Source organism: Acidocella sp. (assembly GCF_027352905.1).
Taxonomy (GTDB): Bacteria; Pseudomonadota; Alphaproteobacteria; order Acetobacterales; family Acetobacteraceae; genus Acidocella.
On record NZ_DAIEIF010000047.1, the window covers coordinates 10,795 to 32,396 of the forward strand.

Here is a 21,602-nt window from a genome sequence, read left to right on the forward strand (position 1 = left end):
GCGCTCTTGGCAAGCGGTGGGCGGCGTGGTGGTGTGGCGCCATGCGACTCCTCTCCGGCTCCGCCCGGCTGGCCGGCGTCACGGGCTGGCCGGTCGCCCATTCCCGCTCGCCCCGCCTCCACAACGCCTGGCTGGAGCGTCATGGCATTGATGGTGCCTATCTGCCCCTGCCGGTGCGGCGAGAGGATTTCGCCACCGTCATCCCCGCTTTGGCCAAGGCCGGATTCGCCGGGCTCAACGTGACGATCCCGCATAAGGAGGCGGCTTTCGCCCTTTGCGCAGAGGTGGATGACTTCGCCCGCCGGGCCGGGGCGGTGAACACGCTGGTCTTCACCGCCGGCGGAATCGAGGGACGCAACACGGATGGTTACGGCTTTCTCGCCAATCTACGCGCCCATGGGGTGAAGCCTGATGCAGGCCCGGCGCTGATCCTCGGCGCTGGCGGGGCGGCGCGCGGCATCGGCGCGGCGCTGCAAGCGGCGGGCGCGGAGATCGCCTTCACCAACCGCACGCCGGAACGCGCGGCGGCGCTGGCGGCGGCGCTGCCCCCCGCCCGGGTGCTGCCCTGGGCGGCACGGGCGGTGGCGCTGGCCGATTACGCCTTGCTGGTCAACGCCACCTCGCTCGGCATGGCGGGGCACCCGCCGCTGGAGATGGATCTGCGTGGCGCCGGCCCGTCCCTGGTGGTGGCTGACATCGTCTTTTCCCCGCTGGAAACCCCGCTGCTGGCGGCGGCCCGCCAACGCGGACTGAAGGCGGTGGAGGGACTCGGCATGCTCCTGCACCAGGCGGTGCCGGGCTTCGCCGCCTGGTTCGGCGTGACGCCCACCGTGGATGACGAGATTTACCGGATCGTTGCGTCATGATGGTTTTGGGCCTCACCGGTGGCATCGGCATGGGAAAATCCACCGTCGCGGAGATGTTCGCCGCCCATGGCGTGCCCGGCTTCAACGCAGACAAAGCCGTCCATCAATTGCAGGCTCCGCGCGGGGCGGCCCTCCCCGCCCTCGCCGCCGCCTTTCCCGGCACGGTAACGGATGGCGTCCTCGACCGGGCGCGGCTGCGTGGCATCGTCCTGGCCGATCCGGAGAAAATGCGCCGGCTGGAGGCGATCATGCATCCGCTCGTCCATGCCGCCCAGGCCGAGTTTCTCGCCGAGGCCGAGGCGGCGGGACGAAATGCCGTTCTGCTCGATATCCCCCTGCTGTTCGAGGGCGGGCGGCAATCCGCCTTTGACAAGGTCATCCTCGTCTCCTGCCCGCGCGAGACGCAGATCGAGCGGGTGCGCCAGCGCGGCCTGCCGCTCGCGGATATCGAGGCGATCATCGCCAAGCAGATGCCGGACGCGGAAAAGCGCAAGCTGGCGGATTATGTGGTGAATACGGGCGGCACGCTGGCGCAGACCCAGGCCCAGATCGCCGCCATCGTCAAGGAGCTGGGGTTATGAGCCGTTCCGTGCTGTTCGATACCGAGACCACCGGGCTGGAGCCGCTGACCGGCGACCGGGTGATCGAGATCGCCGCGATCGAACTCGATAACGATCTGCCGACCGGACGGCAATTCTACGCCTTGCTCGACCCCGAGCGCGACATCCCGCTGGAAAGCACGCGCGTCCACGCCATCACCAACGCCCATGTCCAGGGCAAGCCGAAATTTGGCGAGATCGCGAGGGAGCTGCTGGATTTCTTCGGCGATTCGCCCCTCATAGCCCATAACGCGGCCTTCGACTTCGCCTTTCTCTCGGCGGAATTGCAACGCATCGGCCTGCCGCCCCTCGCCCCCGCGCGGATGATCGACACGCTGGCTCTCGCCAAGCAGCTCTTTCCCGGCATGCCCAACAGCCTGGACGCGCTGTGCCGCCGTTTCGAGATCGATCTTTCCGCCCGCACCACCCATAACGCGCTACTCGACTGTAAATTGCTGGCGGAGGTCTATGTCGAACTCACCGGCGGGCGCCAGCGCGGGCTCGCCCTGGAAACCGAAACAGAGCTTACCTTTGCCCGCTACGCGGCACCCGCGAGCCGTATTCCCCGCCGCATCGTGCCGGCGGCGGAGCAGCTCGCGGCCCATGCCGCGTTCCTGGCGCAGATCAAGGAGCCGATCTGGCTCAGGGCATAGGTCCCGGACCCACCGCGCCCGGCCAGCACAAGGCGGCCAAGGCGTGGCTCTTGCCGCCATACCAGAGACTCCAGAGCAGCAGCAGGCCAAACAGGCCATAGGCGATGACCGGGGCGAACAGCAGATACCGGCCGATGGGCCAGACCCAGGCCAGGCCGCAGAGCAGCAGGGTTTGCAGCACAAGGCCGCTCCCCCACACCGCCGTCAGCACCTTGAAGGTGCGCCGCACCGCGCGCCGGTTCCAGATGGTCTCGAATTGCGCCGCGCCGCGCGCCGTATGCCGGGCCGAGGCGGCGCGGGCGAGATAAAAGACCAGCGGTTTTTCCAGGGATAAGGAAACGAGAAAAATAAGCCCGACCGCGCCCGTCACCAGCGCCTCGCGGATCTGGATCAACCGGGGAGAACCGCCCAGCGCCGTGGCCGCGAGGGTGAAGGCGATGCTCGCCACCACCACCAGCGAGATGGCGTCGAGCCGCCGGGTTTTCGCCAGCTCGTAAAGGCTCCACAAAAGCGGCGGCAGGGCGGAAGCGATCAGCGCCTCGGTTTCGCCGTAGGCGCCGTGCAAGGCTTGATAAACGAGATAGGGCGCCAGAAAATTGGCGATGATCTCCGGCAGCAGGCGCAGCGCGGCGCTCAGCGGATCAGCCCTGTCATCGGCGAAGAGGCGGAGGCGTGACCGCGGCGGGGAATCCGCCCGGCCTCGAAGGCGAGCCGCCCCGCTTGCACCGCGTGATTCATGGCCCGCGCCATTTTGATGGGATCATCGGCCAGGGCGATGGCCGAGTTCACCAGCACCGCGTCGCAGCCCAGCTCCATGGCGAAGGCGGCGTCCCAGGCGGTGCCGACCCCGGCATCCACGAGCACCGGCACCCTCGCCTGCTCGATGATCATCTGGATCATCAAAGGGTTCTGCACGCCGAGCCCGGAGCCGATCGGCGCGCCCAGCGGCATGATCGCCACGCAACCCATCTCCTCCAGCCGCTTGGCGGCCACCGGGTCGTCGGCGCAATACACCATCACGTCGAACCCGTCCTTGATGAGGGCCTCGGCGGCGAGCAAGGTAGCGGCCATGTCAGGGTAGAGCGTGGGCGGCGGACCCAGCACCTCCAGCTTCACCAGGTTCCAGCCCCCGGCCTCGCGGGCCAGCCGCAGCGTCCGCACCGCCTCATCGGCGGTGAAGCAGCCGGCGGTGTTGGGCAGGTAGGTGTAGCGCTCCGGGCTGACATAATCCTGCAACATCGGCGCGCCGCGGTCGGAGAGATTCACCCGCCTGACCGCGACGGTGACCATCTCGGCGCCCGAGGCGGCGATGGCCGCCGCCGTCATCTCCAGATCCTTGTACTTTCCCGTGCCGACCACGAGGCGGGAGGAAAAACGCCGCCCCGCCACGCTCCAGCCCTCCGCCCCGGCATCGGCGTTCATGGCCTCAGCCTCCCCCGACAAAATGGACGATCTCCAGCGCATCGCCCGGCTCCAGCGCCGTGGCGGCGTATTGCGAGCGGGGAACGATCTCCAGATTGCGCTCGACCGCGAGCTTGCGCGTGTCGAGCTCCATCAGCGCGACCAGCCCGGCGAGCGTCGTTCCGGGCGGAACGCGCAGCGAATCCCCGTTCACGGTCAGCTCGATTTCCGCGAGAGCATGCTCCATGGGCCTATTATTGGCCGCCGATCCGCGCCCCGCAAGGCAAGGGGCGAAATTTGGCGGCGCGCGGGTGCTATGCTACCGCAACGGCCACCATGTCAGCACCGCTCATCATGGTCCTCAACGGACCCAACCTCAACCTCCTCGGCACGCGGGAGCCGGATATTTACGGTCACGGCACGCTGGACGAGCTGGAAACCTTATGCGCGGAGGCGGCTGAAGGGGCTGGCCTCTCCATCGATTTCCGCCAGACCAATCATGAAGGCGAGTTGATCACCTGGGTCCAGGAGGCCCGCGGCGGCGCGGCCGGGCTCATCATCAACCCCGCGGGTTATTCCCATACCTCCGTGGCCCTGATGGACGCCTTGAAAACCCTGGATATCCCCGTCATCGAGGTGCATTTGTCCAACATCCACCAGCGCGAAGCCTTCCGGCACCATTCCTATGTCTCCCATGCCGCCACCGGCGTGATTTGCGGGCTGGGATTTGCTGGCTATAGGCTGGCCCTGCTAGCCCTCTCCGAAATCCTGGAGGAAGACGATCAATGAGCCTTTCCTTCGATCCCAAGGCGCTCGCGGAACTCGCGGCGCTGCTGAACGAGACCGGCCTCTCGGAAATCGAGCTGGCGGAGGGGGACCGCAAGCTCCGTCTCGCGCGCGTGCTGGCGCCGGTCAGCGTGCCGGTCAATGTGCCGATCGCCGCGGCGCCGCCGGTTGCCGCCCAGCCTTCCAGCCCCGCGGCCGCCGCGCCGGACCATGCCAAGCATCCCGGCACGGTCAAATCCCCCATGGTCGGGGTGGCGTATCTCTCCGCCGAGCCTGGCGCGCCGCCTTACGTCTCCGCGGGCCAGAAGGTGGAGGCGGGCGCCACCCTGCTGCTGATCGAGGCGATGAAGACCTTCAATCAGATCAAGGCCCCGCGCGCGGGCGTGGTGAAGGAAATTTTCGTCAAGAGCGGCGCTCCGGTGGAGTTCGACGAGCCCCTGCTGATCATCGAATGAGGGCACGGTTCCGGATTTTCCGCTGATGTTCAATAAAATCCTCATCGCCAATCGCGGCGAGATCGCCCTTCGCGTGCTGCGGGCCTGCCGGGAAATGGGCATCGCCTCGGTCGCCGTCCATTCCACCGCCGATGCCGAGGCCATGCATGTGCGCCTCGCCGATGAGAGCGTGTGCATCGGCCCGCCCTCGGCGCGCGACTCCTATCTCAACATGCCGGCGATCATTTCCGCCGCGCTGGTCACCGGGGCCGAGGCGATTCACCCCGGCTATGGCTTTCTCTCGGAGAATGCCGCCTTCGCCGAGATGGTGGAGGCCCATAAGCTGGTCTTCATCGGCCCCAGCCCGCTTCATATCCGCATGATGGGCGACAAGATCACCGCCAAAACGACGATGGCGGAGCTTGGCGTGCCGCTGGTGCCGGGCTCGCCGGGCGAGCTCGTCTCGCTGGAGGATGCGCGGGACGTGGCCGAGCGCATCAAATATCCCGTGCTCATCAAGGCGGCGGCGGGGGGCGGGGGGCGCGGCATGAAGGTGGCGCGCAGCCGGGAGGAGCTGGACGCGGCGTGGCGCGAGGCCCGGGCCGAGGCGCTCGCCGCCTTTGGCAACAACGCCGTGTACATGGAAAAATACCTGGACAAGCCGCGCCATATCGAGCTGCAGATCCTCGCCGATAATCATGGCGAGGTCGTGCATATCGGCGAGCGTGACTGCTCGCTCCAGCGCCGCCACCAGAAGGTGCTCGAGGAGGCGGGCAGCCCGGCCATCTCCCCCGCCCAGCGCGACGCGCTGGGGCAAACCGCCACCCAGGCGCTGAAACGGTTCGGCTACCGCAACGCCGGCACGCTGGAATTTCTTTATCAGGATGGCCAGTTCGCCTTTATCGAGATGAACACGCGCCTCCAGGTCGAGCATCCCGTCTCCGAGATGATCTCGGGTCTCGACCTGGTGCGCGAGCAGATCCGTATCGCCGCCGGAGAGAGGCTGGGCTACGGCCAATCTGATATTCATTTCTCCGGCCACGCCATCGAATGCCGCATCAACGCCGAGGACCCGGACAGTTTCGCCCCCTCTCCCGGCAAGGTCGTTATGTTCCACCCTCCCGGCGGGCTTGGCGTGCGCGTCGATTCGGCGCTCTACGCCGGATATAGCGTGCCGCCTTATTACGACAGCCTCATCGCCAAGCTGATCACCCATGGCCGCACGCGAGGCGAAGCCATCGCCCGCATGCGCCGGGCATTGACGGAGTTCGTCGTCACCGGAATCAAGACCACGATCCCCCTTCATCAGAAAATTCTCGAAAATCCGGAATTCGTGGCGGGGGATTACACCATACACTGGCTGGAGCGTTTCGCCGGCGGAAAATGATCCGCCGGCCTGTCAGGGCGCGGCGCCGGGATGGGCGGCGGCATAGGCGAGCTGCTCCGGCGTCATCTCGAACCCGGCGAGAATTTGCAGCCGCGCGCTGGCGGGGCTGGGCGGCAGATCGATCACCACCGGCTTGGAAACCGCCGCCGTCTTGCTCATATTGCCATCGAAACCGAGCTTGATGCTGTACTCCTTCTTGTCGAGGATCTGATCGCCCTTGGTGATGGCCACGAACCAGGGAAGGGTGACGGGCTGGCCGTGATTGGCCGGACCATTGGCGGCGAGAAAGCTGGCGGTGAATTTCACTTCCAAAAGAGGGGTCTTGCCTTTCTTGCGGTAGGTGCACTGGCCGGAAATGCCGGTGATCTGCGCGGTGGATATCTGCGCGGCGATGTCGCTGCGGCCGGGCAGAAACAGCGTCACCGTCTGCGCCTGTTGCAGCACGGCGACCGGCGGGCAAAATTGCAAAGGGTCGGACGCCTTCGCGGCGTCCGGCTGGCTATCGCCCCCGCATGCGGCAAGGCCCAGCAGCGCGGTGAGAGACACGGCGGAAAGCAGACGGAGCCGGAAAACTTTCATGGCGCTCCCTTGCCAGAAAATTCCGCCCCGGTCATCTAGCCCCATGGCAGTTTATACCGAAGTCTCGGATGAGGCGCTGACGGCGTTCCTGGCTCTTTACGATATCGGCACGCTCACCGCCTTCCGGGGCATCGCCGAGGGTGTGGAAAACAGCAATTACGCCCTGAAAACCACCCAGGGCGATTTCATCCTCACTTTATATGAAAGACGGGTGCGCAAGCAGGATCTGCCATATTTCCTCGGCCTCATGGAACATCTGCGGGGACGGGGAATGCCCTGCCCGCTGCCGGTGCGCGCGCGGGACGGGCGCAACCTTCAGGAACTCGCGGGCAAGATGGCGGCGATCACCACGTTTCTGCCGGGGGTCTGGCCGCGCCGCCCCCAGCTTTCCCACTGCGCGCCGCTGGGCGAGGCGCTGGCCCGGCTGCATCTCGCCGGCGAAGGCTTCGCGATGACCCGGCCCAACGGGCTGGGGCCGCAATCCTGGGGGCCGCTGCTGGAAAAATGCCTGCCGCAGGCGGATAGCCTGCTGGGCGGGCTGGGGGGAGATTTGCAGGGCTGGCTGGCCGATACGCTCGCCCACTGGCCGCGCGCCCTCCCCACCGGCCAGATCCACGCGGATTTGTTCCCCGACAACGTATTCTTCTTGGATGGCAAGATATCGGGACTGATCGATTTCTATTTCGCCTGCACCGACATCCTGGCCTATGACATCGCGGTCTGCCTCAACGCTTGGTGTTTCGAGCGCCATGCAGAGCTGAACGTCACCATGTCCCGGGCCCTGCTGCGCGGCTATCAATCCGTGCGCCCGCTGTCGCAGGCGGAGATCGCGGCCCTGCCCGTGCTCTGCCGCGGCGCCGCCCTGCGCTTTCTGCTCACCCGGCTGTATGACTGGCTGAACACGCCGGAGGGCGCGCTCGTCACCCGCAAGGACCCGCTCGATTACTACCGGCGGCTGCGCTTCCATTTCTCGGTCTCGGGAGCGGCCGCCTATGGCCTCTGACCCGCCCGGGGAGATCGTTGAGATCTGGACGGATGGCGGCTGCAAGCCCAATCCCGGTCCGGGCGGCTGGGCGGCGATCCTCAAATTCCGGGACGTGGTGAAGGAACTCACCGGGGCGGAGCGCGAGACCACCAATAACCGCATGGAGCTGACCGCCGCGGCGGAGGCTCTGGCGGCGCTGAAACGGCCCTGCCTCGTGCGGCTGCACACGGATTCGGAATATCTGCGCAACGGCATCACCCGCTGGCATGAAGGCTGGGTCCGCAAGAACTGGCGCAATGCCGCCGGCGACCCGGTGAAGAACATGGATCTCTGGCGGCGTGTTCTCGACGCGGCCAAGCCGCACCGGATCGAATGGCTGTGGGTCAGGGGCCATGCGGGCGACGCGATGAACGAGCGGGCGGACGAGCTCGCCACCGCCGCGCGGGAAAACATCAAAAGGGGTTGATCTTTTCCCCGCGACTCCCCATTAGGAAGATCGAGGCCGTCCGCGCCTCGGGGCCCGCTCCGGGCACGCTTCCCCTTTAGTTTTTTCCCCGCCATGGCCTTCCGCCCTGGCCATACGTTCAACTGGATTCTCATGCATCTCGCCGAATTGAAGGCAAAATCCCCCACCGATCTTCTCGCCCTGGCGGAGGAGCTGGAGGTGGAGAACGCCTCCTCCCTGCGCAAGCAGGACATCATGTTCTCCATCCTCAAAGCCGTGGCAGAAAACGGCCAGGCGATTCATGGGGATGGCACGCTCGAGATCCTGCCCGATGGTTTCGGCTTTCTCCGCAACCCCGAGGCCAATTTTCTTCCCGGGCCGGAGGATATCTACGTCTCACCGCAACAGGTGCGCCGCTACGGGCTGCGGACCGGCGATACGGTGGATGGCGAGATCCGCGCCCACAAGGAGGGCGAGCGGTATTTCTCCCTGGTGAATGTCGATAAAATCAATTTCGAATCGCCCGAGGCGGTCAAGCACCGCATCAATTTCGACAATCTCACCCCGCTTTACCCCACCTCGCGCCTGCGCATGGAGGTGGAGGTGCCCGAGCCGACCGTGAAGGGGCAGGCCAAGGATGTCACGGGCCGGGTGATCGATCTGGTGGCTCCCATCGGTAAGGGGCAGCGCGCCCTGGTGGTGGCGCCGCCACGCACCGGCAAGACGGTGATGCTGCAAAACATCGCCTCCTCCATCACCGCCAACCATCCGGAAGTGTTCCTGATGGTGCTGCTCATCGACGAGCGCCCGGAGGAGGTGACCGACATGTCCCGCTCCGTGCGCGGCGAGGTCGTGGCCTCCACCTTCGACGAACCCGCCTCCCGCCATGTGCAGGTGACGGAGATGGTGCTGGAAAAGGCGAAGCGGCTGGTCGAGCACAAGCGCGACGTGGTGATCCTGCTCGATTCGATCACCCGGCTGGCCCGCGCCTATAACACCGTCGTGCCATCCTCGGGCAAGGTGCTCACCGGCGGCGTGGACGCCAACGCCCTGCAACGGCCCAAGCGGTTTTTCGGCGCGGCGCGCAATATCGAGGAAGGCGGCTCGCTCACCATCATCGCCACCGCGCTGATCGATACCGGCAGCCGCATGGACGAGGTGATTTTCGAGGAATTCAAGGGCACCGGCAATGCCGAGCTCATCCTCGACCGCAAGCTCTCGGATAAGCGCACCTTCCCCGCCATCGACATCACCAAATCCGGCACCCGCAAGGAGGAATTGCTGGTGGACCGGGCCGTGCTCTCGAAGATGTGGGTGCTGCGCCGCATCCTGAGCCCGATGGGCACGACGGATGCCATGGAATTCCTGCTCGACAAGCTGAAATACTCGAAGACCAACGCCGATTTCTTCGAGGCTATGAATACCTGATTTCGCACCGGGCGGCCCGGGCCGTCCGCCGCGCGTTTTCAGGATTGCGCGTCGGGGGAGAGCACCACGCAGCCCGTCGGCCCGCCCGCGAGGTGGGTGCAGGCATTCACCGCCTCCTCGCGTTGCAGCCCCACGAAACGGGCCCGGTATTGCACACGGCCCTGGGCATGGATCGTCATCACCACCGGCTGCGCCTTGGTCAGCACTCTGGCGCCGGTAAGCTCGGCCATGCCGAGTGCTGCCCGCGCGTTGGAAGGGCTATCATAGGCGCCGACCTGAATCCCCCAGCTCCGCTGGCCCGAATTAAACGCCGCCGCCTGCACGGGCGGCGTATCGGCCATGGCCGGCGGAATCAATGAGAAGCCTTGCGGCTTCGGATGGGGCGGCGGCGCGGGCAGAGCGCTTGCCATGCGCACCGGCGCGGCTGGCGCGACGGGGACCGGCGGCGGCGGGGGGAGCGTGACCGCGGGCGGCGTATAGACCGAGGACATGGCCGCGATCTGGGCGGGGCTGGGCGGCTGCGGCGCGGGCGCCGCCGGAGGCGCGATCGAGGCGATCTGGACCGGCGCGGGAGGCGGCGAGGCCGCCGCGGGCGGCAGAATGGAGGAGACCGGCACGGTGACCGGAGCCGGACCCGTATCATCCGGCACGGCGACCGGCGCCAGCGAGGCGATACGCACCGGCGCGGAAAGCTGGCTGGGCTGCGGCGCCTGGGGGGTGAAACCGCTGGGCAGAATGCCGCCGCTCTCCCCCAGCGGCTCGGTGTTGAGGGCCAGCTCGTCCGCCGCCGAGCGGCGCTGCGGGTAATAGCCCTCGATGTTCGGGGCGATCATCGCCACATAATTGATCGTCTCGCTCGGCAAGGAACGCTTATAGTTCATGAAGGCGTCCAGGCGGCCTGGCCCGGCATTATAGGCGGCAAGAAAGCCCGGCGAGCCATAAACCTGATACATTTCATGAATATAGGCCGTGCCCGCCATGATATTGTCATAAGGGTTGAAGGGGTCGTCGCCCAGCCCGTAGCGCTCCGCCATTTCCTGATAGGTGCCGGGTTCGAGCTGCATCAACCCCATGGCCCCGGCGGAGGAGACGATGAGATGCCCGCCGCTATATTCATGCCCGCCGGATTCGACCCGCATCACCTGGCGGATCCACATCTCCGGCACATCGAAATGCGCGGCGGCGATTTTGATATAGGGCCCCCATGGATCGCCCGGCGGCCCGGGCGGGTTATAATTATGCGCGGCATGGGCCAGGTAATAAGAGGTGGTTTCTCCGGTATAGCGGTTCTGGCCTTGCGGCGCGGCGCAGGCGGAGAGCAGGGCCATCCCTGCGCAGCTGGCGGCGAGCCTTGGCCTGAGCTTGGCCCCCTTCCGCACGACCTTCACGTTCCGCATTCTGGTTTTACCCACGATTGAAGCCTCCACGCGGTTCACTCCCCCATTGGCTTGTGATACTTCGCTCAATGGCGGCTTAAAAAAGGCGCTGTAACCTCTTATACACCCATGAAACCGCCTGCAAGGAAAACCTGCAAGGCGATGCTATCGGAACCAGGCGCGGCCGTGCTAAGCTTGGATATGCGCGCCGCCCCTTCCCTTGCCCTCGGGATTTTACTCGTGCTGGGCGGTTGCGCCGCCCAGCCCCGAACGGCGCCGGTCGCGGTGATGCCGCAAGCCTATACGGCGCAAATTCTCTCCGTCCGCCCGGTTTCGGCGGCAGGCGGGGCCGCTCCGGCCCTCAACCAGGTGATGCAGAGTTTGGGCACCCCCGCCATGTCCCCGCCCGCCTCGGCGCGAGAAATCATTTTGCAGCTTCCGGACGGGTCGGTGCGCTCCCTGGTGCCGCCCCCCGGCGCCGCGCCGGCCAACCTCACCCCCGGCATGCGCGTGATGGTGAGCGATGCGCCCGCCTTGCGCATCACGGTTCGCTAGCCGTACCGGCGGCTGAAGACTTCGTCATTCACGGAGAAAATATTGAAGCCGCTGCCGGCATGGGGTATCGGCAGGCCATGAACATGCTCATGCCGGGGCCCGAAAAGGCGGGAGCCGGCCTTTTCCGGCCGGATACGCCGCTTCCGCAAATCGTGGTCATCAGCTCCGCCCGGGGCTGGCGGACGCGCCTGGCCGCCGCCGCTCAGGATTTTCACGAGACGCTGCGGTTATGGCCCCTGATCTGGGCGCTCAGCCTGTTCGATATCCGGCTGCGCTACCGGGGCTCGCTGCTCGGCCCGTTCTGGCTCACCCTTTCCACGGGGGTGATGATCGGCGCCATCGGCTTTGTCTATGCCCGGCTGTTTCACCAGGATGTCGGGGCGTATCTGCCGTTTCTCGCCGTGTCCCTGGTCTTGTGGAATTTCCTCAACACGGTCACGGGCGAGGGCGCGACCTGTTTCACCCAGTCAGAGGGAATGGTCCGGGCGATGCGCATGCCCCACGCGCTGCATGCGGCGCGGGTGGTGGTGCGCAATTTTCTCGTCCTTGCGCATAATATTCTCCCCATCCTCATCGTCTTCGCCGTCTTCCCCCCGCATTGGTCCTGGCCAGTGCTGAGCCTGCCCGCCGCCCTGCTGCTTTGGATGGCGGATTGCTTCGCCGTGGCGCTGCTGCTCGGCGTCATCGGGGCGCGCTTCCGGGACGTGCCGCCCATCGTCGGCAGCATCATGCAGATCGCGTTTTATCTCACGCCGATCATGTGGAGCCCGGAGATGCTGACGCATCGGGGGCTGGGGCTGAGCCTGATCCTGATCGAGATGAATCCCTTTTACGGCATGCTCGAAATCCTGCGCGCCCCGCTCCTCGGCCAGGCCTTGAACAGCCTCGCCTGGATCAACGCCCTCGCTTATTCCGCTCTCCTGATGGGTCTCGCCTTCCTGGCCTTCGCGCGGACGCGCCAGCGCATCCCCTACTGGATCTGAACCATGGCGCAGCTGCTCGTGGAAAACGTGTCGGTCTCTTTCCCGCTTTATCATGGAGAAAGCCGCAGCCTCAAGAAAACCGTCTTCGCCGCCGCTTCCGGCCGGATGGGACAGGATAGCCGCAAACGCCTGACCGTCGAAGCGCTGCGGGACGTGTCCTTCTCGCTCCATACCGGGGACCGTCTCGGCTTCATCGGCTCCAATGGCGCGGGCAAAACCACGCTGCTGCGCGCCATGGCGGGAATTTACGAGCCCGTGGGCGGGCGCATCGTCATCGAGGGGCTGGTGACAGCCCTGCTCGACCCCGGCCAGGGCATGAACATGGAGCTGACGGGCTACGAGAACATTCGCCTGCGCGCCTTGTTCAACGGGTATTCGGAGCAGCAGACCAGGGTTTTGCAAGAGGATGTGGCGCAGTTCGCCGAGCTTGGCAATTTTCTCAGCCTGCCGGTACGCACCTATTCCTCGGGCATGATCGTGCGCCTCGGCTTCGCCCTGGCGACGGCCATTCACCCCCAGATATTGCTGATGGATGAATGGATCCTGGCCGGCGACGCCGCCTTTCTCGGCAAGGCCCGGCAGCGGCTGGAGACCATGGTCGGCAGCGCCGAAATCCTCGTGCTGTCTTCCCATAACGCCGCGATCCTCATGCAATGGTGTAACCGGATCATCTGGATGGAAGGTGGCCGTGTGCACGCGGATGGCCCGCCGGAGGAGATCCTCTCCGCCTATCTGCCGCCGGAACAGTTCGAGCAGGCCAAGACGGCGGCCAGCGCCCTGACAGCGGTCTGAATTGTATATCCCTCCCGCCTTCGCCGAGAACCGCCCGGAGGCGTTGCATGCCATCATGCGGGCCAGTTCCCTGCCGGTGCTGATCTCGCCCCGGCGCGGCGGCGGGCTGCTCGCCACCCATCTGCCGCTCCTGCTCCAGGCGCCGGACCGGTTGATCGGCCATGTGGCCAAGGCCAACGATCATTGGCGGGATTATGATCCGGAGCAGGAATCGCTCGCCATCTTCAGCGCCGCGGATGGCTATGTCAGCCCGTCCTGGTATCCCAGCAAACGGGTCCATGGCCGGGTGGTGCCGACCTGGAATTACAGCGTCGTGCATGCGAGCGGGCGACTCAGCGTCATCCATGAAACGGGGGAAAAACGCGCCATCGTCTCCGCGCTCACCGATGCCCATGAAGCCGGGCGGGCCGCGCCCTGGAGTGTCACCGACGCGCCCGCGGATTTCATCATCGGCCAGCTCAAGGGCATTGTCGGGCTGGCGCTCGCCATCACCCGGCTGGAAGGCAAGGTCAAGCTCAGCCAGAATCGCGGCGAAGAGGACCGGAATGGCGTGATCGCGGGGGTGGAGAGGGAAAACCCCGCTCTCGCCCGGGCGATGCGCCGGGCCCGTGGCGACCCGGCCTGACCGCCTTCAGGCGGCGCCGGCCCGCAATTTTTGCCGCGCCGGCTTTCTGTCCTTCTTGCCCGGAGCGGCTTCCCAAGCGGACTCGCTTTCCGCCGGCTTCCCCTCGCCCAAAACCAGGGTCTTCAGCCAGTCGAGATCCTCCTGGCGCGAGAAGAATCCCGCCGGGACCGCGCCCTCCGCAACGGGGTTGATCTCTCCGGCGGCAATGGCGTCGATCAACTTCAGTACTTCCTCGGCATTCGCCGGGAAGGGAAACACCACGCCGAAGCCGTTTTCACGAATCCGGGCCGCCGGCGCGCCGATATCGGGCGCCAGCGGAATGAACCCATGCTTCACCAATTCGGACAGCGTGTAGGAATAGGTCTCCGGCCAGGCGGGAAGGAACAGCGCCAGCCTCCCCTTCGTCTCCGTCAACAGACCCGGCAAATCCTCCGGAGCGTATTTGCCGGTGATCGTGACATTGCCGATCTCCTTGAGACGCCGGTCGATATTGGTGAAGCCGATGACCCGGAAATTGAGATGCGGATGGGTCAGGCGCGCGCGCCGGGCGATCTCCTCCAGCCTATCCGAACCCTTATGCGGGCCGATGGCGCCCAGCAGCACGATCTCGTCATCCGTGCCGCTGCGCGCCCGCGCCGCCACCGCGTCGGCGGGTTCGGGGTGGGGGACCACTTTGAAGGGGATGTCGGGAAAGATTTTCTTCAGATAGCCTTCCGCGCTCACTGAAGGCACGACCACATGGGTGAAGTTCGCCATCAGCCCGGCGAATAAGGCCCGGTGCTCCACAGGGGACAGATCGGTCAGGACGGATGTTTCATGCGCGCCGCCCATCTTCACGCAACGCGCGCAGGTCGCGGCGTCGGCGCCGCCGCAAAAACGGCCGATGGCGTCGATCATCGTCACCCTCGGGCAAAGCGGGTAAAAATCATGCGCCCAGAGCAGGCTGCGCCGCCCGGGCAGCCAGTCCCGCAATTGCGTGACGAGCGTGGCCGGAAACCCAAGGAGCTGATGGACCAGCACCAGCCCGGGCGCGGCGGCGTCCAATATGGCGAACAGCTCCTCCGTCTCGTCTTTCATGAAATGGGCGCAAAGCAGCGGTTCCGCGCAGCTCAGCTCCATCAGCCCGGAAGCGGTGACGCTGAGCGAGAGGCGCGTTGCTCCCCCGTAGCCGATCTGGCGTTCCATGTCGCGGATGGCTCTCGGCGTGCCGCCTTCCAGCGCATTGGAGATGACGAGCGCGAAAGACGCTCCAGCGGCGCGGGCGCGGGCCAGGCGGGCCCGGTCCAGGGCCCAGCGCAGCCGCCGCAACCCATCCCGCTTTTCAAATTCCATGATGATCGGCGTGTATTCGGGATACAGCGCGTTGAGGCGGGGCTGGTTCTGGGCGATCAGGCTGGCGCGCTCATTGCCGAAGGAGATGCTCTCCTTATGCTCGACGATGACGCCGCCCGCCGCGACATTGCGATAGCCGATGGCCGCGGCACGGGCGCAAAAATCATTCTCCTCGCCATAGCCGCGCCCGAAAGCCTCATCCAGCACACCGATGCGCTGAATGACCTCACCCTTGATAAAAATGCAGAAGCCATGGCCGGTCGGTACATCCTCGCAAATGCCCGCATTGGCGGAGAGCGCCCGCGCCGCCAGTTCCGCCCAGCCGATATCGGCGAGGGCCGGGACGCGTAATTCCGCGCTGGGGTAGGAAAAGATGGTGGCGTTGCTCGACATGGCGGTGACCGTGCCGATCTCCGGACGCCCATAAGCGACACGGATCAACTCATCTAGCCCACCCGCGAACATCACGGTATCGGAGTTGAGCAGCAGCACATCCAGCCCCTTGACCAGATTCATGCCGCGGTTGACGGTGCCGACAAAACCGAGATTTGTCTGATTTTCAACGAGCGTGAGATTCGGCGTGGCCCGGTAGGCGGCGAGCATGGGCGCCATCGCCTCTTCCGGGGAAGCGTCATTGACGAGAATGACCTGGTCGGTTTCCGGGTCGCGATGCGCGAGGACGGATTCGATGCACTCTCGCGTGACCTGCACCCCGCGATAGATGGGAATGATGATCGCGACGCGCCGGGCCCGCTTCACCGCCGGCAACGGGTCCGGCTGGCGGGAGAGCAGAATGCCATCCTGCGCGCGCATTTTGGCGAGATATTCCCGCAGCGCTTCCGTCAGCACCGCCCGCTCCGCCATCCCCAGGCCCGGCAGATCGCTCGCGGCGAGATGCGCCGCCTTCAACGTGGCGGTGACGGCGGCGGGGCGGCTCGCAAAAAGATAGGGGCTTTCAAAAAGATTTCGCCCCTTTTCCGTGAATCGCACCACGAGGCCGACCGGCTCGGTCACCCCATTTTCAGCCGGATCAAGGGTGATGTCGAAGCCCGGCGTGCCGCAATCCGGGTAATGCGCTTGCACATCCAGCCGCTCGCGGTCGCAAATGGCGGTTTCTTCCAGCCGGCCATCGCGAAATACCACCAGGGAAAAGCTGCGTTTGGGCATGGCGGGGGAATAGATCCAGCCGCGCAGATGGTTGGGCCCGATACTCTCCAGCTGGGCGTGCAAAGGCAGATCACAGGAAACCCGCCCCAACAGAACCTCGTCGGCATAGACATCCAGGTAAAGCTCTCCGGCGCCGAAACATTCATCATCCAGAACCAGGCTGAACTGGGCGGGGCAGAAAAGCGGGTCCGGGCCCGGCGTGAGCCGGCTTTCCCCCCGCGCCACCTCCAGCCCCATGGCGGTCCGCACCGTGATGAAAGGCGCTCTGGCGGGTTTGGCACGCTCGGTCACCCACCCGGTAAGACGATCGTCGACAAGCTGGAAAAATCCATCAAAATGGCCTGGGCCGACGATAATGGGCGAGCCGGTCAGCTCGACGCCATCGGCTAGAACCCGCAACCGCCTCGCTTCCGCGCCGAGTGGCAGGGCGATGCGGTAGGCCAGGGTGGAACGGCCCAGGCCGAGCGCGGCGAGATCGGGCCGGTGGCGGGAGGCGCGCCCCTTGGCGACGAGCTTGCCCTCCTCATCCAGCACGGTGATGGCGCAATTACCGCTATCCGGTATGGAGGCCGCCCATCCCGTGAGATAGCTGCCCTCCATCGTATCCACATGTCCCCTGACCGCCATCGAGACTCCGTCTATCTGGGAGGCCGGCCCCTATCAGCCCGCGTGGCCTCTTCTCACCCATCCGATTATCGTACTCAAGCGCAAAGATGTGTCCCGAGTGGAATAGCACATTCATGATTTTATTTTATGTTGCACCGCAACCGAATTCTGCTTTAGGGTAAAATATGTGTCTATCCATTAATGAGGACGTTATGCGCTCTTATAGTTACCTGATGAGCGATGCGGACGGCGGCGGCGGACATTATGTCGAGTTGCAGGAATCCAAATTATTTTATCTCATCAGACTCCTCCTGGAGCATGTGGATGTGGATGAGACATGGTATCTCAAGCAAAATTCGGACGTGGCCGATGCGGTAAAAAGCGGCGCGCTGAAATCAGCCAAGCATCATTACATCGTTGCGGGGTATTTCGAAAATCGCCTGCCCCGCCCGGTCGAAGTCGATGAGGCATGGTACCTGGCCGAATATCCTGACGTCGCCGCGGCGATCAAATCAGGCGCTGCCCGCTCCGCCAGGGACCATTTCATGGGGCCTGGCTTTCTCGAAGGCAGGCTGCCGCGAAAAGACTGGTCGCTTCTCGGCGAAAAAAAGCTCGAAATGGCCGGTTAATCCGCCGCCGCCTTGGGGGAAGCCGCCGCTGCCTCGGCCAGGCGCATCAATCTTAGAAAATTACCCCCCCAGATTTTCCCCAGTTCATCCCGCCCATAGCCCCGCCGGGCCAGGGCGGCGGTGAGATTCGGCGCCTCGGCGGCGTTCATAAACCCGCGCACACCGCCACCGCCGTCGAAATCCGTGCCGATCCCGACATGATCGATCCCCATGCGCCGCACCGCATAATCGATGTGGTCGGCGATATCCTCCACCGTCAGCTCCATCGCCCGCGCCCGCGGGCGCAAAAAATTCGAGACGGCGGTAACCTGCGCCAGGCCGCCAGTGGCGGCCAGCATGTCGAGCTGCTCGTCGTCCAGATTGCGCTTATGGTCGCAAAGCGCCCTCATGCAGCTATGGGTGGCCACCACCGGGATGCGCGAACGCGCCGCCGCTTGCATCATCGTCGGCTTGGCGGCGTGGGATATATCGACCAGCACCCCCAGCTCGTTCATCCTATCCACCACCGCCTGACCGAAATCCGAGAGTCCGCCATATTCCGTTTCCTTATCGCCGAGATTGACGAGCGGAATGGCGGCGTCGGCGATCTCGTTATGGCCGTTATGGGTCAGCGTCATGTAGCGTATGCCCCGCGCGGCGAATTCATCCAGCAATGCCAGGCTCCGGCCAATGGCGTAGCCGTTTTCGATCGCCGGGATGATGCCGGGCTTGCCCGCCGCGTAAGCCGCCTCCACCTGGGCGGCGCTGGTGGCGAGCAGGCCGCCGGAACCATCCGCCGGGGCCATCGCGGCAATCGTGGTCAGCATCGCCCGCGCGCGCTCGGCGGCGGCGGCATGGGCGGGCGTATCCCGCCGGCCCTGGGGGATATAGGCGGCGAAGCACACCGCCGCGACACGCCCGCGCCGCAGCTTTGGCAGGTCGACGCAGCGCGGCCCATCCTCGAATGGGCTCGCTCCCTCGGGCCAGGGAATGTCGACATGGGTATCGAGGGCCAGCAGGCCGTCATGCGGATCGGTCGTCATCCCGCTTATGGTTGAGCGCCCGCCATCCCGCGTCAAGCGCCTTGCGCATGACGGAGGGGAGAGGCGCCGTTGCCGCCGGGGCGCGAAGAGCCGAATCGGGAAGGGCGGGAACCCGCGCCGCCCGCACCTCCATGGCGAGGCGGAAATGAGTGAAGACATGCGTCACCTCCCCCGCCTCGCGCCAGGGCGCGGCCACAGGCGGCGTTTCCGGCAAGGCCAGCATCCCGCCCAGCAATCCGCGCGGCGGCCGCCGCCACAGCAATACATCGTCCCGCGCGTCCAGCAGCACATAGGCCAGGCCCCGGCGGCGCGGGCGCTCGGCCTTGGCCGCCTTGCGGGGCAAAGAGGCAGCGAGTCCGAGCGCCCGGCCCCGGCAATGCGCCGTCCACGGGCAAATCAGGCAATCGGGCGATCTTGGCGTGCAGAGCGTGGCGCCGAGATCGAACAGCGCCTGGGCGAAATCCCCCGGCGCGGCGCGGGCATCCGCGTCCGTCATCATTCCCGCCGCCGCGCGGGCGATATGCGGTTTCGCCGCCGGCAACGCCTCGCGAATCGCGAAGATGCGGGCGGTGACGCGCTCGACATTGCCATCCACCGGCAGCGCCGGCAGGCCAAAGGCGATGGCGGCGATGGCGCTCGCGGTATAGGGGCCGATGCCGGGCAAAGCCCGCAACCCGGCGATATCGGCGGGAAACCCGCCGCGCGCCGCCACCAGCCGGGCGCATTCGTGCAAATTGCGCGCCCGGGCATAATAGCCCAGCCCCGCCCATAGGGCGCATACCTCCTCCACGCTTGCCGCCGCCAGCGCCTCGACAGAGGGATACGCCGCGAGAAATTTGGCGTAATATGGTCGCGCCGTGGCGGCCACGGTTTGCTGTAGCATGATCTCGGAGAGCCAGACCCGGTACGGGTCGGCGCGTTCTCCCGGCGCGGCGCGCCAAGGCAGGTCGCGCCGGTGCCGGTGATACCAGGAAAGGAGTTCGCGTGCCGGAGGAGGTGAAAAAGAAGAAACGGGGGCCACGGGGCTTGATTGTGACGGAAGAGCCCGCGCCGCGCAATTTCGGCCCGCGCGGCATCGCCGCGATTCTGGCGCCCGTCACCCGGCCCGCCTTCCGCCGCCGCGCCCCCGCGGCCGCGGCGCTGCTGGCGGATTGGCCGCAACTCGCCGGGCCGGATTTGGCGGCCCGCGCCGCGCCGGTTAAATTCGCCGGCGGCACGCTCACGCTCGGCTGCACCGGCCCCACCGCGCTGGAGCTGCAATTCGCCGCCCCGCAGATCATCGCCCGGCTGAACCTGGCCTTGGGCCATAACATGGTGGAAAGGCTGCGGTTCGAGCAGCAGGCGCCGCGCCCGCCTTCCACCACGCCCGCGCGCCCCACCCCGCGCAACCCCGCCCCGCCACCGGAGGGCCTGCCCCCCGGCGAGCTCGGCGCCGCCCTGGCACGGCTCTATCAGGGCATAAAATCCCGTGGATAACTTGCACGCCGGGTTGGACTCCCGGCCTGGAATCTGGCTACACCATATATAGGAGAAATCATGCAGATTACCCGCCGTTCCACACTATCCTTAGTAGGGGCTGCCGCCCTGGCTCCGTCCTTTGCCTGGGCCGACTCGGCGCCTGCCGGCGCTACTCCCTCCACGGAAACAGAACGCTCCATCGGCTCGCCCAACGCGCCGGTCACGGTGCTGGAGTTCTTCTCCCTCACCTGCCCGCATTGCGCCGAGTTCGGAACGGTGACGATGCCGCAGATCAAGCCCAAGCTGGTGGATACCGGCAAGGTGCGCTTTGTCTATCACGATTTCCCGCTGGACCAGATCGCGCTCAAGGCCGCCCAGGTCTCCCGCTATCTGCCCGCCAACGAATATTACCCCTTCATCGAGGCGCTGTTCGCCAGCCAGAACGACTGGGCCTTCCAGGAGGGCGAGGATTACCACGCCCGTATCTTTAAGTATGCCGCCCTCGCCGGGATGGACCAAGCCACATACGACAAAGCCTGGAACGACGAAGCCCTGGGCAAATGGATTCTCGCCGGCCATCAGGAAGCCGAGAAGATCGACCAGATCGACGCCACGCCGACCTTCATCATCAACGGCAAGAAAATCCCCGGCGCCATGGATTACGACACCTTCGCCAGCCTTGTCGCCAAGGCTGGAGGCTAGGGCCGGATGACGCAAGACGAATTCGCAAAGCGAATTCATCTTACGTCTGAATCTGGCTCTAAACTATAGATATAGAGGGCGCTTCAGACATCTGAGATTGCCCCGCAATGCGGGTCAATCAGATGCCATCGCACTCTAGGGGAGACTAGATGCCCGCACGTTTCGCCCGGCTGCGTATCGCCGGTTTCAAGAGCTTCGCCGACCCCACGACCGTGGAAATCCTCCCCGGTCTCACCGGGGTGGTCGGGCCAAACGGATGCGGGAAATCGAACGTCATCGAAGCGCTGCGATGGGCGATGGGCGAGGCCAATGCCCGCAACATGCGCGGCAATGAGATGGAGGATGTGATCTTCGCCGGCACAACCGGCCGCCCGGCCCGCAATCTGGCGGAAGTCACACTCACACTGGAGGAAACGCTGGGCATGGCCCCGCCGCCCTTCCAGGACTCCGCGGACCTCGAAATCTCCCGCAAGATCGAACGCGGGGCGGGCAGCAATTACAAGGTTAACGGCAAGGATGCCCGCGCGCGGGACGTGCAGACCCTGTTCGCGGATCTCGCCTCCGGTTCCCGCGCCTCGGCAATGGTCAGCCAGGGGCGCGTCGGCGCGCTGGTCTCCGCCCGGCCGGAAGAACGCCGGGCCTTGCTGGAAGAAGCCGCGGGTATTACCGGCCTGCACGCCCGCCGGCACGAGGCAGAGCTGAAGCTGAAGGCCGCCGAGCAGAATTTGCTGCGCGCTGACGATTTAAAGGGCCAATTGGAAGCGCGGCTGGGCGAGCTGAAGAAGCAGGCGC

At 65.7% G+C, this 21,602-nt stretch carries 25 protein-coding genes; 17 read left to right on the top strand and 8 right to left on the bottom strand.

Annotated features, from left to right (window positions below; all coding sequences use genetic code 11):
• Nucleotides 1-41: 41 nt before the first annotated feature.
• Genes M7H45_RS08590 through dnaQ form a run of 3 tightly spaced genes read left to right on the top strand, consistent with a single transcriptional unit; the run spans nucleotide 42 to nucleotide 2,118 of the window.
• Nucleotides 42-866, top strand: coding sequence for a shikimate dehydrogenase (locus M7H45_RS08590; protein ID WP_298216070.1), 825 nt, complete (start codon nucleotides 42-44; stop codon nucleotides 864-866).
• A complete protein-coding gene (coaE, locus tag M7H45_RS08595) occupies nucleotides 863-1,447 on the top strand; it encodes a dephospho-CoA kinase (RefSeq protein WP_298216071.1) in 585 nt (194 codons plus the stop codon). The genes M7H45_RS08590 and coaE overlap by 4 nt, the downstream gene beginning before the upstream one ends.
• Nucleotides 1,444-2,118, top strand: a complete 675-nt coding sequence (gene dnaQ / locus M7H45_RS08600; RefSeq protein WP_298216072.1) for a DNA polymerase III subunit epsilon — start codon at nucleotides 1,444-1,446, stop codon at nucleotides 2,116-2,118. Before coaE ends, dnaQ begins: the two co-directional genes overlap by 4 nt.
• Here dnaQ and M7H45_RS08605 read toward each other — a convergent pair.
• The 3 genes from M7H45_RS08605 to thiS are packed head-to-tail and all read right to left on the bottom strand — an operon-like array spanning nucleotide 2,108 to nucleotide 3,766.
• A complete protein-coding gene (locus M7H45_RS08605) occupies nucleotides 2,108-2,755 on the bottom strand; it encodes a VC0807 family protein (RefSeq protein ID WP_366145528.1) in 648 nt (215 codons plus the stop codon). The two genes, dnaQ and M7H45_RS08605, sit on opposite strands and share 11 nt — an antisense overlap.
• The gene (locus M7H45_RS08610; protein ID WP_408832738.1) at nucleotides 2,752-3,540 is read right to left on the bottom strand and encodes a thiazole synthase; all 789 of its coding nucleotides are present in this window, start codon (nucleotides 3,538-3,540) and stop codon (nucleotides 2,752-2,754) included. Before M7H45_RS08610 ends, M7H45_RS08605 begins: the two co-directional genes overlap by 4 nt.
• Before the next feature lie 4 nt (nucleotides 3,541-3,544).
• Nucleotides 3,545-3,766, bottom strand: coding sequence for a sulfur carrier protein ThiS (gene thiS, locus M7H45_RS11365; RefSeq protein WP_408832740.1), 222 nt, complete (start codon nucleotides 3,764-3,766; stop codon nucleotides 3,545-3,547).
• Between the two features lie 89 nt (nucleotides 3,767-3,855).
• Here thiS and aroQ point away from each other — a divergent pair, with 89 nt between their 5' ends.
• The 3 genes from aroQ to accC are packed head-to-tail and all read left to right on the top strand — an operon-like array spanning nucleotide 3,856 to nucleotide 6,126.
• Complete coding sequence (gene aroQ, locus M7H45_RS08615) at nucleotides 3,856-4,308, top strand: type II 3-dehydroquinate dehydratase (protein ID WP_298216073.1); 453 nt, start codon at nucleotides 3,856-3,858, stop codon at nucleotides 4,306-4,308.
• Entirely contained in the window at nucleotides 4,305-4,760 is a 456-nt protein-coding gene (gene accB, locus M7H45_RS08620; protein WP_298216075.1) for an acetyl-CoA carboxylase biotin carboxyl carrier protein, read from the top strand. Before aroQ ends, accB begins: the two co-directional genes overlap by 4 nt.
• A 25-nt stretch (nucleotides 4,761-4,785) precedes the next feature.
• A complete protein-coding gene (gene accC / locus M7H45_RS08625; protein WP_298216076.1) occupies nucleotides 4,786-6,126 on the top strand; it encodes an acetyl-CoA carboxylase biotin carboxylase subunit in 1,341 nt (446 codons plus the stop codon).
• A 12-nt stretch (nucleotides 6,127-6,138) separates the two neighbouring features.
• Here the strand turns inward: accC and M7H45_RS08630 are convergent, their stop codons facing one another.
• Entirely contained in the window at nucleotides 6,139-6,705 is a 567-nt protein-coding gene (locus M7H45_RS08630; RefSeq protein WP_298216078.1) for a hypothetical protein, read from the bottom strand.
• Between the two features lie 43 nt (nucleotides 6,706-6,748).
• Between M7H45_RS08630 and M7H45_RS08635 the strand changes: the two genes are divergently transcribed.
• The 3 genes from M7H45_RS08635 to rho all read left to right on the top strand — a co-directional run bounded on the left by M7H45_RS08635 (nucleotide 6,749) and on the right by rho (nucleotide 9,563).
• Nucleotides 6,749-7,708, top strand: a complete 960-nt coding sequence (locus M7H45_RS08635) for a homoserine kinase (RefSeq protein WP_298216081.1) — start codon at nucleotides 6,749-6,751, stop codon at nucleotides 7,706-7,708.
• Entirely contained in the window at nucleotides 7,698-8,156 is a 459-nt protein-coding gene (gene rnhA / locus M7H45_RS08640; RefSeq protein ID WP_298216082.1) for a ribonuclease HI, read from the top strand. The genes M7H45_RS08635 and rnhA overlap by 11 nt, the downstream gene beginning before the upstream one ends.
• Before the next feature lie 132 nt (nucleotides 8,157-8,288).
• Nucleotides 8,289-9,563 (top strand): transcription termination factor Rho, encoded by a 1,275-nt coding sequence (gene rho / locus M7H45_RS08645; protein ID WP_298216109.1) that lies wholly within the window; start codon nucleotides 8,289-8,291, stop codon nucleotides 9,561-9,563.
• 38 nt (nucleotides 9,564-9,601) lie between these two features.
• Here rho and M7H45_RS08650 read toward each other — a convergent pair whose 3' ends face one another.
• Nucleotides 9,602-10,975 (bottom strand): lytic transglycosylase domain-containing protein, encoded by a 1,374-nt coding sequence (locus M7H45_RS08650; protein WP_298216083.1) that lies wholly within the window; start codon nucleotides 10,973-10,975, stop codon nucleotides 9,602-9,604.
• Nucleotides 10,976-11,125: 150 nt separating this feature from the next.
• Between M7H45_RS08650 and M7H45_RS08655 the strand changes: the two genes are divergently transcribed.
• The 4 genes from M7H45_RS08655 (at nucleotide 11,126) to M7H45_RS08670 (ending at nucleotide 13,894) form a co-directional block, all read left to right on the top strand.
• The gene (locus tag M7H45_RS08655; protein ID WP_298216084.1) at nucleotides 11,126-11,494 is read left to right on the top strand and encodes a hypothetical protein; all 369 of its coding nucleotides are present in this window, start codon (nucleotides 11,126-11,128) and stop codon (nucleotides 11,492-11,494) included.
• Nucleotides 11,495-11,583: 89 nt separating this feature from the next.
• Nucleotides 11,584-12,477: an ABC transporter permease gene (locus tag M7H45_RS08660; protein WP_298216085.1), complete on the top strand. Its 894-nt coding sequence runs from the start codon at nucleotides 11,584-11,586 to the stop codon at nucleotides 12,475-12,477.
• A gap of 3 nt (nucleotides 12,478-12,480) precedes the next feature.
• Entirely contained in the window at nucleotides 12,481-13,269 is a 789-nt protein-coding gene (locus M7H45_RS08665) for an ABC transporter ATP-binding protein (RefSeq protein ID WP_298216087.1), read from the top strand.
• A 1-nt stretch (nucleotide 13,270) separates the two neighbouring features.
• Nucleotides 13,271-13,894, top strand: a complete 624-nt coding sequence (locus tag M7H45_RS08670; RefSeq protein WP_298216089.1) for an FMN-binding negative transcriptional regulator — start codon at nucleotides 13,271-13,273, stop codon at nucleotides 13,892-13,894.
• A gap of 6 nt (nucleotides 13,895-13,900) precedes the next feature.
• Here M7H45_RS08670 and M7H45_RS08675 read toward each other — a convergent pair whose 3' ends face one another.
• Nucleotides 13,901-17,020 (bottom strand): glycosyltransferase, encoded by a 3,120-nt coding sequence (locus M7H45_RS08675; protein ID WP_298216091.1) that lies wholly within the window; start codon nucleotides 17,018-17,020, stop codon nucleotides 13,901-13,903.
• A 191-nt stretch (nucleotides 17,021-17,211) separates the two neighbouring features.
• Here M7H45_RS08675 and M7H45_RS08680 point away from each other — a divergent pair, with 191 nt between their 5' ends.
• A complete protein-coding gene (locus M7H45_RS08680; RefSeq protein WP_298216093.1) occupies nucleotides 17,212-17,628 on the top strand; it encodes a hypothetical protein in 417 nt (138 codons plus the stop codon).
• On the opposite strand, the gene M7H45_RS08685 is transcribed toward M7H45_RS08680, so the two are convergent.
• Together M7H45_RS08685 and M7H45_RS08690 are read right to left on the bottom strand one after the other, a co-directional pair.
• Nucleotides 17,625-18,650 (bottom strand): dipeptidase, encoded by a 1,026-nt coding sequence (locus M7H45_RS08685; protein ID WP_298216094.1) that lies wholly within the window; start codon nucleotides 18,648-18,650, stop codon nucleotides 17,625-17,627. The two genes, M7H45_RS08680 and M7H45_RS08685, sit on opposite strands and share 4 nt — an antisense overlap.
• Nucleotides 18,631-19,671, bottom strand: coding sequence for an A/G-specific adenine glycosylase (locus tag M7H45_RS08690; protein ID WP_298216096.1), 1,041 nt, complete (start codon nucleotides 19,669-19,671; stop codon nucleotides 18,631-18,633). Before M7H45_RS08690 ends, M7H45_RS08685 begins: the two co-directional genes overlap by 20 nt.
• An 11-nt stretch (nucleotides 19,672-19,682) precedes the next feature.
• On the opposite strand from M7H45_RS08690, the gene M7H45_RS08695 reads away from it, so the two are divergent.
• From M7H45_RS08695 to M7H45_RS08705, 3 genes are all read left to right on the top strand, one after another.
• Nucleotides 19,683-20,126, top strand: coding sequence for a DUF721 domain-containing protein (locus M7H45_RS08695; protein WP_298216098.1), 444 nt, complete (start codon nucleotides 19,683-19,685; stop codon nucleotides 20,124-20,126).
• 60 nt (nucleotides 20,127-20,186) lie between these two features.
• A complete protein-coding gene (locus tag M7H45_RS08700) occupies nucleotides 20,187-20,810 on the top strand; it encodes a DsbA family protein (RefSeq protein ID WP_298216100.1) in 624 nt (207 codons plus the stop codon).
• Between the two features lie 149 nt (nucleotides 20,811-20,959).
• Nucleotides 20,960-21,602 (top strand): AAA family ATPase (locus M7H45_RS08705; RefSeq protein WP_298216102.1); only part of this gene is annotated, 643 nt, incomplete at its 3' end.

What these genes read in the sequence shown, in the direction of transcription:
- M7H45_RS08590 (WP_298216070.1), top strand. Translation starts at nt 42, where the DNA reads ATGCGACTCCTCTCCGGCTCCGCCCGGCTGGCCGGCGTCACGGGCTGG.
- coaE (WP_298216071.1), top strand. Translation starts at nt 863, where the DNA reads ATGATGGTTTTGGGCCTCACCGGTGGCATCGGCATGGGAAAATCCACC.
- dnaQ (WP_298216072.1), top strand. Translation starts at nt 1,444, where the DNA reads ATGAGCCGTTCCGTGCTGTTCGATACCGAGACCACCGGGCTGGAGCCG.
- M7H45_RS08610 (WP_408832738.1), bottom strand. Translation starts at nt 3,540, where the DNA reads ATGAACGCCGATGCCGGGGCGGAGGGCTGGAGCGTGGCGGGGCGGCGT.
- thiS (WP_408832740.1), bottom strand. Translation starts at nt 3,766, where the DNA reads ATGGAGCATGCTCTCGCGGAAATCGAGCTGACCGTGAACGGGGATTCG.
- aroQ (WP_298216073.1), top strand. Translation starts at nt 3,856, where the DNA reads ATGTCAGCACCGCTCATCATGGTCCTCAACGGACCCAACCTCAACCTC.
- accB (WP_298216075.1), top strand. Translation starts at nt 4,305, where the DNA reads ATGAGCCTTTCCTTCGATCCCAAGGCGCTCGCGGAACTCGCGGCGCTG.
- accC (WP_298216076.1), top strand. Translation starts at nt 4,786, where the DNA reads ATGTTCAATAAAATCCTCATCGCCAATCGCGGCGAGATCGCCCTTCGC.
- M7H45_RS08630 (WP_298216078.1), bottom strand. Translation starts at nt 6,705, where the DNA reads ATGAAAGTTTTCCGGCTCCGTCTGCTTTCCGCCGTGTCTCTCACCGCG.
- M7H45_RS08635 (WP_298216081.1), top strand. Translation starts at nt 6,749, where the DNA reads ATGGCAGTTTATACCGAAGTCTCGGATGAGGCGCTGACGGCGTTCCTG.
- rnhA (WP_298216082.1), top strand. Translation starts at nt 7,698, where the DNA reads ATGGCCTCTGACCCGCCCGGGGAGATCGTTGAGATCTGGACGGATGGC.
- rho (WP_298216109.1), top strand. Translation starts at nt 8,289, where the DNA reads ATGCATCTCGCCGAATTGAAGGCAAAATCCCCCACCGATCTTCTCGCC.
- M7H45_RS08660 (WP_298216085.1), top strand. Translation starts at nt 11,584, where the DNA reads ATGCCGGGGCCCGAAAAGGCGGGAGCCGGCCTTTTCCGGCCGGATACG.
- M7H45_RS08665 (WP_298216087.1), top strand. Translation starts at nt 12,481, where the DNA reads ATGGCGCAGCTGCTCGTGGAAAACGTGTCGGTCTCTTTCCCGCTTTAT.
- M7H45_RS08675 (WP_298216091.1), bottom strand. Translation starts at nt 17,020, where the DNA reads ATGGCGGTCAGGGGACATGTGGATACGATGGAGGGCAGCTATCTCACG.
- M7H45_RS08680 (WP_298216093.1), top strand. Translation starts at nt 17,212, where the DNA reads ATGCGCTCTTATAGTTACCTGATGAGCGATGCGGACGGCGGCGGCGGA.
- M7H45_RS08685 (WP_298216094.1), bottom strand. Translation starts at nt 18,650, where the DNA reads ATGACGACCGATCCGCATGACGGCCTGCTGGCCCTCGATACCCATGTC.
- M7H45_RS08700 (WP_298216100.1), top strand. Translation starts at nt 20,187, where the DNA reads ATGCAGATTACCCGCCGTTCCACACTATCCTTAGTAGGGGCTGCCGCC.